This is a genomic window from Pseudomonas sp. 910_23 (assembly GCF_052850795.1).
The window spans coordinates 226,364-232,971 of sequence record NZ_VXCZ01000009.1 but is presented as its reverse complement, the minus strand read 5'-3'; the positions used below and the strand labels follow the sequence as shown (position 1 = coordinate 232,971).

The window sequence follows — 6,608 nt, the reverse complement described above, 5'->3', positions numbered from 1 at the left end:
AGCAAGCCCCCTCCCACAGGGGAGTAGCGTTAACTCAACAGCACTTGGGCCCACCCTTGCCGCCGTAACGGACCTCCTGGCGTTCGCGGAAGAACGCCTTGTAGTCCATCACCGGCTTGTCCGGGTGTTTGGTTTGCATATGCTCGACGTAGGTGTCGTAGTCGGGCATGCCGACCATCAGGCGCGCGGCCTGACCGAGGTATTTACCGAGGCGACTGATGTCATTGAACATGTCTGCAATCCTCGTTTATGCGTCCGGTACAGCCTGGAAGGGTGCTTCTTTATCCGTACGCTCTTTGTTGCCCCAGGCGGCTACGCCGACTTTGAGCGCATAGAACAGGATGCTGAATACCACGAACAGGAACAGGGCCGTCAGCGTTGCGTTGGTGTAGGCGTTCCAGATCACATGCTGCATCTGGTCGATGCTCTTGGCCGGGGCGAGGATCTGACCGTTGGCCAGGGCATCGCTGTATTTCTTGGCCAGCGACAGGAAGCCGATCGCCGGGTTGGCGTCGAACAGCTTGATGAAGCCTGCGGTGGTGGTGCAGATCAGCAGCCAGACGGCCGGCAACATGGTCACCCAGATGTAGCGCTGGCGCTTCATCTTGATCAGCACAACGGTCGCCAGCATCAGCGCGATACCCGCCAGCATCTGGTTGGAGATACCGAACAGCGGCCACAAGGTGTTGATGCCTCCCAGTGGGTCGATCACGCCCTGATACAGCAGGTAACCCCACATCGCCACGCAACCGGCCGTCGCGATCAGGTTGGCGGTCCAGGACTCGGTGCGTTTGAGCGCAGGCACGAACGAACCCAGCAGGTCCTGCAGCATGAAACGACCGGCACGGGTACCGGCATCGACCGCCGTGAGGATGAACAGCGCTTCGAACAGGATCGCAAAGTGGTACCAGAACGCCATGGTGTTTTCACCTGGCAGCACACTGTGCAGGATCTGTGCGATACCGACTGCCAGCGTCGGCGCACCGCCGGCACGCGCCAGGATGGTGGTTTCACCGATATCGTGGGCAACAGCCGACAGCGCTTCAGGGGTAATTGCAAAGCCCCAACTGCTAACGGTTTGCGCCACGGTGACCACGTCAGTACCGACAATCGCCGCCGGGCTGTTCATGGCGAAGTACACGCCAGGCTCGATCACCGAAGCGGCAACCATCGCCATGATGGCCACGAACGACTCCATCAACATGCCGCCGTATCCGATGTAACGGGCGTGGCTTTCACTGGCGAGCAACTTGGGCGTGGTGCCCGAAGAGATCAGCGCATGGAAGCCCGAGACCGCGCCACAGGCAATGGTAATGAACAGGAACGGGAACAGGCCGCCCTTCCACACCGGGCCAGTGCCGTCGATGAACTGGGTCAGTGCCGGCATTTTCAGGTCAGGCATGGTGACCAGGATGCCGATCGCCAGAGCGATGATGGTGCCGATTTTCAGGAACGTCGACAGGTAGTCACGCGGCGCCAGGATCAGCCATACCGGCAGAACAGCGGCAACGAAGCCGTAGCCGATCAGCATCCAGGTGATCTGGATCCCGGTGAAGGTGAAGGCTTTGGCCCAGACCGGGTCAGCGGCAATCTGCCCGCCCAGCCAGATCGAACCCAGCAGCAACAGCACGCCAATGATCGAAATTTCACCAATGCGGCCCGGGCGGATGTAGCGCATGTAGATGCCCATGAACATCGCAATCGGGATGGTCGCCATCACCGTAAAGATGCCCCACGGGCTCTCGGCCAGGGCCTTGACCACAATCAGTGCCAGCACCGCGAGGATGATGATCATGATCAAAAAGCAGCCGAACAGCGCAATGGTCCCGGGAATGCGGCCCATCTCTTCGCGAACCATGTCACCCAGGGAACGCCCGTTGCGACGAGTGGACAGGAACAGGATCATGAAGTCCTGCACCGCACCCGCCAGCACCACACCGGCAATCAGCCACAGGGTGCCGGGCAGGTAGCCCATCTGCGCCGCCAGCACCGGACCGACCAACGGGCCTGCACCGGCAATCGCCGCAAAGTGGTGACCGAAAAGGATATGTTTGTTGGTCGGCACGTAGTCCAGACCGTCGTTATTGACCACTGCGGGGGTGGCCCGCCGAGGGTCGAGTTGCATCACGTTATTGGCGATGAACAGACTGTAGTAACGGTACGCAACCAGATAGATGGCCACAGCAGCGACCACAATCCACAAGGCGTTGATCGCCTCGCCGCGGCGCAAGGCCACTACGCCCAGGGCGCACGCTCCTACGATTGCCAGCACCAGCCAGGGTAGGTGGCGTAGCAGGCTATTATTATTTTTCATTTTTGTATTCCAGCCAGGGTGGACAGAAAGGACAGCCAGCCCGAGTTTAGCGCTGTTGGCCTCAAAGACCAGCCCCCTACGTTGGTCTAGAGCCTTCTATGCGGCAAAAAAACGAAATAAATGCCAAATGATGGCGCAAGGCTACAATCCCCCTATCCACCGAGGACTTCACCATGACTGAGCAACCGTCTGATCGCCGCCGTTTTCGCCGGATTGCTTTTGATGCCAAAACCGAAATTCGGCAAAACGGATGGGATTTTCCGGTGAAACTGGTGGATCTCTCGCTAAAGGGTCTACTGGTCGAGCGCCCCGAAGACTGGAAGGGGAACAAGGCGCTGCCGTTCGACGTAGACATACGCCTGGATCCGAAAGCGCATATAAAGATGCAAGTGAAGCTGAGCCACGAGGATCAGGGGCAGTTGGGCTTCGTGTGCCAACATATCGATCTGGATTCGATCAGCCATTTGCGGCGACTGATTGAGTTGAACCTGGGGGATGAGGAAGAGCTACACAGAGAGCTGGCGGCATTGCTGGAAATCTAGAAGCCAACACAACTCAAATGTGGGAGGGGCGGTGCGACGATTCGACTTGCTCCCGATTGCGGTGGGTCAGTCAGCCTATCTGTTACTGATCCACCGCAATCGGGAGCAAGCCCCCTCCCACATTGGATTTGCAATGCTGGTGATTATTCGAACAGTGCATCCAACGCCTGCTCCAGGCGCGTCACCCCAATCACCTGCAAACCTGCCGGCATTTCCTTCGGCGCATTGCCTTTGGGCACGATCGCCCGCTTGAACCCATGCTTGGCCGCCTCCTTCAACCGCTCCTGCCCACTGGGCACCGGGCGGACTTCGCCCGACAGGCCGACCTCACCAAACACCAGCAGATCATGGGGCAGCGGCCGATTGCGCAGGCTGGACATCACCGCCGCCATCAGCGCCAGGTCGGAGGCGGTCTCCAGCACCTTGACCCCGCCCACTACGTTAAGGAAAACATCCTGGTCATGAGTCGGAATGCCGCCGTGACGGTGCAATACCGCCAGCAACATCGCCAGACGGTTCTGGTCCAGGCCAAGCGTGACCCGCCGCGGGTTGGCCAAATGGCTGTCATCCACCAGCGCCTGGACTTCCACCAGCATGGGCCGGGTACCCTCCCACGTCGCCATCACCACACTGCCCGGGACTTCTTCCTGGGCGCGAGTGAGAAAAATCGCCGAGGGGTTGGAGACTTCTTTCAGCCCACGGTCAGTCATGGCGAACACACCCAACTCGTTCACGGCGCCAAAGCGGTTTTTTACCGCCCGCAGCAAACGCAGGCGGCCATCGGACTCACCTTCGAAATACAGCACGGTATCCACCATGTGCTCCAACACCCGTGGCCCGGCCAGCGCGCCTTCCTTGGTCACGTGGCCGACCAGGAAGATCGCCGTGCCGCTCTGCTTGGCGTAGCGCACCAACAGCGCCGCACTTTCGCGCACCTGGGACACGCCGCCCGGTGCCGATTGCAGTTGCTCGGTGAAAATCGTCTGGATCGAGTCGATCACCATGACCTTGGGCTTTTCGATCCGCGCCGTGGCGATGATGCTTTCGATGCAGGTTTCGGTCATGACCCGCAGCTGGTCCTGGGGCAGGCCCAAACGGCGGGCGCGCATGGCCACTTGCTGTTGGGATTCTTCGCCGGTGACGTACAGCGCCGGCATACGACTGGCGATGCTGCACAGGGTTTGCAAGAGGATGGTCGACTTGCCGATGCCCGGGTCCCCCCCGATCAGCACCACCGATCCATCGACCAGGCCACCGCCAAGTACGCGGTCCAGTTCGCCGGACGCGGTGGAGAAACGCGGGATCTCTTCGACGCTGACCTCGGCCAGGGTCTTGATCTGTGCCTGTTGCCCGGTCCAGCCGGCGCGGCCGGTAGGGGCTGCGGCACCACCGCTTTCAATCATCGTTTCAGTCAGGGTGTTCCACGCACCGCATTCGGAGCACTGGCCCGCCCATTTGGGAAAGGTCGCGCCGCACTCCGTGCAGCCGTACATGCGCTTGGCCTTTGCCATGTGAGAACCTCCAACCGAAAAACCGCGATGATAGCTCAGCGCGACGCCGGGGTCCGGATTTCGCCACTGGCCAAACGTGATGCACTGTTGCCGACGGGGTCCTCGGCGTTCAGGTCTGCGCCTTTGGCTTGCAGTTCACCCAGCAACTCGACGCGTTTGAACAGCCCGGCGTACATGGCGGCGGTCTGTCCCGCGCCATTGCGTTGGTCCGGGTTGCAGTCGGTGGCCAGCAGGCGCTGGGCGATTTTCAGCTCACCCTTGAAGATCGCGCCCATCAGCGCCGTATTGCCGCGTTTGTCCTGTACGCAGGCGTTGGCACCCGCGTCGAGCAGACGCTCCACGTACGAGCCCTGGCCGTGATAAGCGGCGAGAATCAGTGCCGTGTAGCCTTTGTCATCCTGGGTGTTGAGGCTGTAGCCGGAGTCGATAAAGGTATTGAGCATGTCGAGGTCGCCACGGCGAGCGGCGTCGAAGTAGTAATCCTGCAACTGGGCCTTGAGCGCCACCGGGTCGGGAGACTCCGCATGGGCGACAAAGGCCAGCATGGCCATCAGTAAACCGATAGAGATACGCATAGGGGCTTCTCCTGCCAAAGGTCGACGCCCGTAGAGGCGCCGACCGCAACCAACGAATCAGTCAGTCAGTTTTTCCGCCAGCGCCTTCACGCGAGCCAGATCACCTTTGGCCACCTTGGTCACGCCGGTGCCGTATTCCGGATCAGCCTTGTAAAGGAACGACAGGATGATGTGCTTGCTCTCGTCATCGGTGGTGGCCAGCGAGCCGCCGAAATTGTCGATCAAGTCCTGACGCTCTTTCTTGGTGTAGGAGCGGTACAGGTCACCGGCCTGTTTGAAGTTCTGCTCGCACTGGATCTTCGCCTGCTGGGTGCTGCCCGACAGCGGCGACTGGCTGTAGCGCGCGGTTTGCGGCTCTTCGCGTGGCAACAGCCGGCTTGGCTGGTAGTTCACGCCGGTGGTGGTTTTGCCGAAGTTCATCGCACCGTCCTGGTTACCGTTGTTGACGGTGACCCGTGGAGCGTTGATCGGCAGTTGCAGGGCGTTCGCACCCAAGCGGTACATTTGCGTATCGGCATAGGAGAACACCCGGCCTTGCAGCAGGCGGTCTTCCGACGGCTCGATGCCCGGCACCAGGTTGGCAGGCGCCATCGCGACTTGCTCGGTTTCCTGGAAGACATTGGCCGGGTTGCGATTGAGCACCATCTGCCCGACTTTACGCTCAGGTACATCCGGCCAGATCTTGGTGGCATCCAGGGGGTCGAAATCAAACTTGGCCAAGTCCTCGGGCTTGAGCACTTGCACATACAAGTCCCACTTGGGGAAGTCGCCCTTGTTGATATGGGTGACCAAGTCGTTGGTCATATGACTGTAGTCACGACCCTGTACTTCGGTGACTTGCTTGGGATCCAGGTTCTTGATGCCTTGCAGGCTCTTCCAGTGAAACTTGACGTAGTGCACTTCGCCCTTGGCGTTGATCAACTTGTAGGCATGTACGCCATTACCGTCCATCTCGCGGTAACTGGCCGGGGTACCGGAGTCCGAGTACAACTCGGTCAACGTACGCGTGGCTTCGGGAACATGGGAGAAGAAGTCGAAACGGCGCGAGTCGTCATCCAGGTTGGTGCGTGGGTCGGGTTTGAAGGCATGGACCATATCCGGGAACTTGATGGCATCGCGGATAAAGAAGGTCGGGAAGTTATTGCCAACCAGGTCCCAGTTACCTTCGGCGGTGTAGAACTTGGTGGCAAAACCCCTTGGGTCACGCAGGGTTTCAGGGGAATGGTTACCGTGGACGACCGCCGAAAAGCGTACGAACACTGGCGTGGTTTCACCGGCGGCGAACACCTTGGCCTTGGTCAGGTCGCTGAGGTTGTCGGTCACCGTGAAGGTGCCATGGGCGCCGGTACCGCGGGCATGTACCACACGCTCGGGGATGCGTTCGCGGTCAAAGCGCTGCAACTTCTGGATCAGCTGAACGTCCTGCAACAATACCGGGCCGTTCGCTCCGGCCGTTTGCGAGTTCTGGTTATCACCGACGTTGGCCCCGTTATCGCGGGTCAGGTTGGCGGCTTGCACGGAGAGGGACAGCAGGCTGGCGGTCACCAGTGCCAACGCGTGACGCGCGGACACGGGCCTGCGGCGGATTGGAGTGTTCATCGAGGTTTCCTCTGGTTTTTTTAGCGCACATTCTGTTGTGCTTGTCAGAGGCTAGAGACCTGCGAGT

6 protein-coding genes are annotated in these 6,608 nt (G+C 60.1%); 1 reads left to right on the top strand and 5 read right to left on the bottom strand.

Annotated elements, in window-relative coordinates:
* Nucleotides 1-34: 34 nt before the first annotated feature.
* Entirely contained in the window at nt 35-232 is a 198-nt protein-coding gene (locus FW800_RS13870; RefSeq protein WP_446437817.1) for a YbdD/YjiX family protein, read from the bottom strand.
* Between the two features lie 15 nt (nt 233-247).
* Entirely contained in the window at nt 248-2,314 is a 2,067-nt protein-coding gene (locus tag FW800_RS13865) for a carbon starvation CstA family protein (RefSeq protein ID WP_005791609.1), read from the bottom strand.
* A 173-nt stretch (nt 2,315-2,487) separates the two neighbouring features.
* Between FW800_RS13865 and FW800_RS13860 the strand changes: the two genes are divergently transcribed.
* The gene (locus FW800_RS13860) at nt 2,488-2,856 is read left to right on the top strand and encodes a PilZ domain-containing protein (RefSeq protein ID WP_216092128.1); all 369 of its coding nucleotides are present in this window, start codon (nt 2,488-2,490) and stop codon (nt 2,854-2,856) included.
* Between the two features lie 143 nt (nt 2,857-2,999).
* Here the strand turns inward: FW800_RS13860 and radA are convergent, their stop codons facing one another.
* The 3 genes from radA to katB are packed head-to-tail and all read right to left on the bottom strand — an operon-like array spanning nt 3,000 to nt 6,541.
* The gene (gene radA, locus FW800_RS13855) at nt 3,000-4,367 is read right to left on the bottom strand and encodes a DNA repair protein RadA (protein WP_005791613.1); all 1,368 of its coding nucleotides are present in this window, start codon (nt 4,365-4,367) and stop codon (nt 3,000-3,002) included.
* A gap of 35 nt (nt 4,368-4,402) precedes the next feature.
* The gene (locus tag FW800_RS13850; protein WP_005791615.1) at nt 4,403-4,942 is read right to left on the bottom strand and encodes an ankyrin repeat domain-containing protein; all 540 of its coding nucleotides are present in this window, start codon (nt 4,940-4,942) and stop codon (nt 4,403-4,405) included.
* Nucleotides 4,943-4,999: 57 nt separating this feature from the next.
* Nucleotides 5,000-6,541, bottom strand: coding sequence for a catalase KatB (gene katB / locus FW800_RS13845; RefSeq protein WP_446437816.1), 1,542 nt, complete (start codon nt 6,539-6,541; stop codon nt 5,000-5,002).
* Nucleotides 6,542-6,608: the final 67 nt, after the last annotated feature.

What these genes read in the sequence shown, in the direction of transcription:
- FW800_RS13870 (WP_446437817.1), bottom strand. Translation starts at nt 232, where the DNA reads ATGTTCAATGACATCAGTCGCCTCGGTAAATACCTCGGTCAGGCCGCG.
- FW800_RS13865 (WP_005791609.1), bottom strand. Translation starts at nt 2,314, where the DNA reads ATGAAAAATAATAATAGCCTGCTACGCCACCTACCCTGGCTGGTGCTG.
- FW800_RS13860 (WP_216092128.1), top strand. Translation starts at nt 2,488, where the DNA reads ATGACTGAGCAACCGTCTGATCGCCGCCGTTTTCGCCGGATTGCTTTT.
- radA (WP_005791613.1), bottom strand. Translation starts at nt 4,367, where the DNA reads ATGGCAAAGGCCAAGCGCATGTACGGCTGCACGGAGTGCGGCGCGACC.
- FW800_RS13850 (WP_005791615.1), bottom strand. Translation starts at nt 4,942, where the DNA reads ATGCGTATCTCTATCGGTTTACTGATGGCCATGCTGGCCTTTGTCGCC.
- katB (WP_446437816.1), bottom strand. Translation starts at nt 6,541, where the DNA reads ATGAACACTCCAATCCGCCGCAGGCCCGTGTCCGCGCGTCACGCGTTG.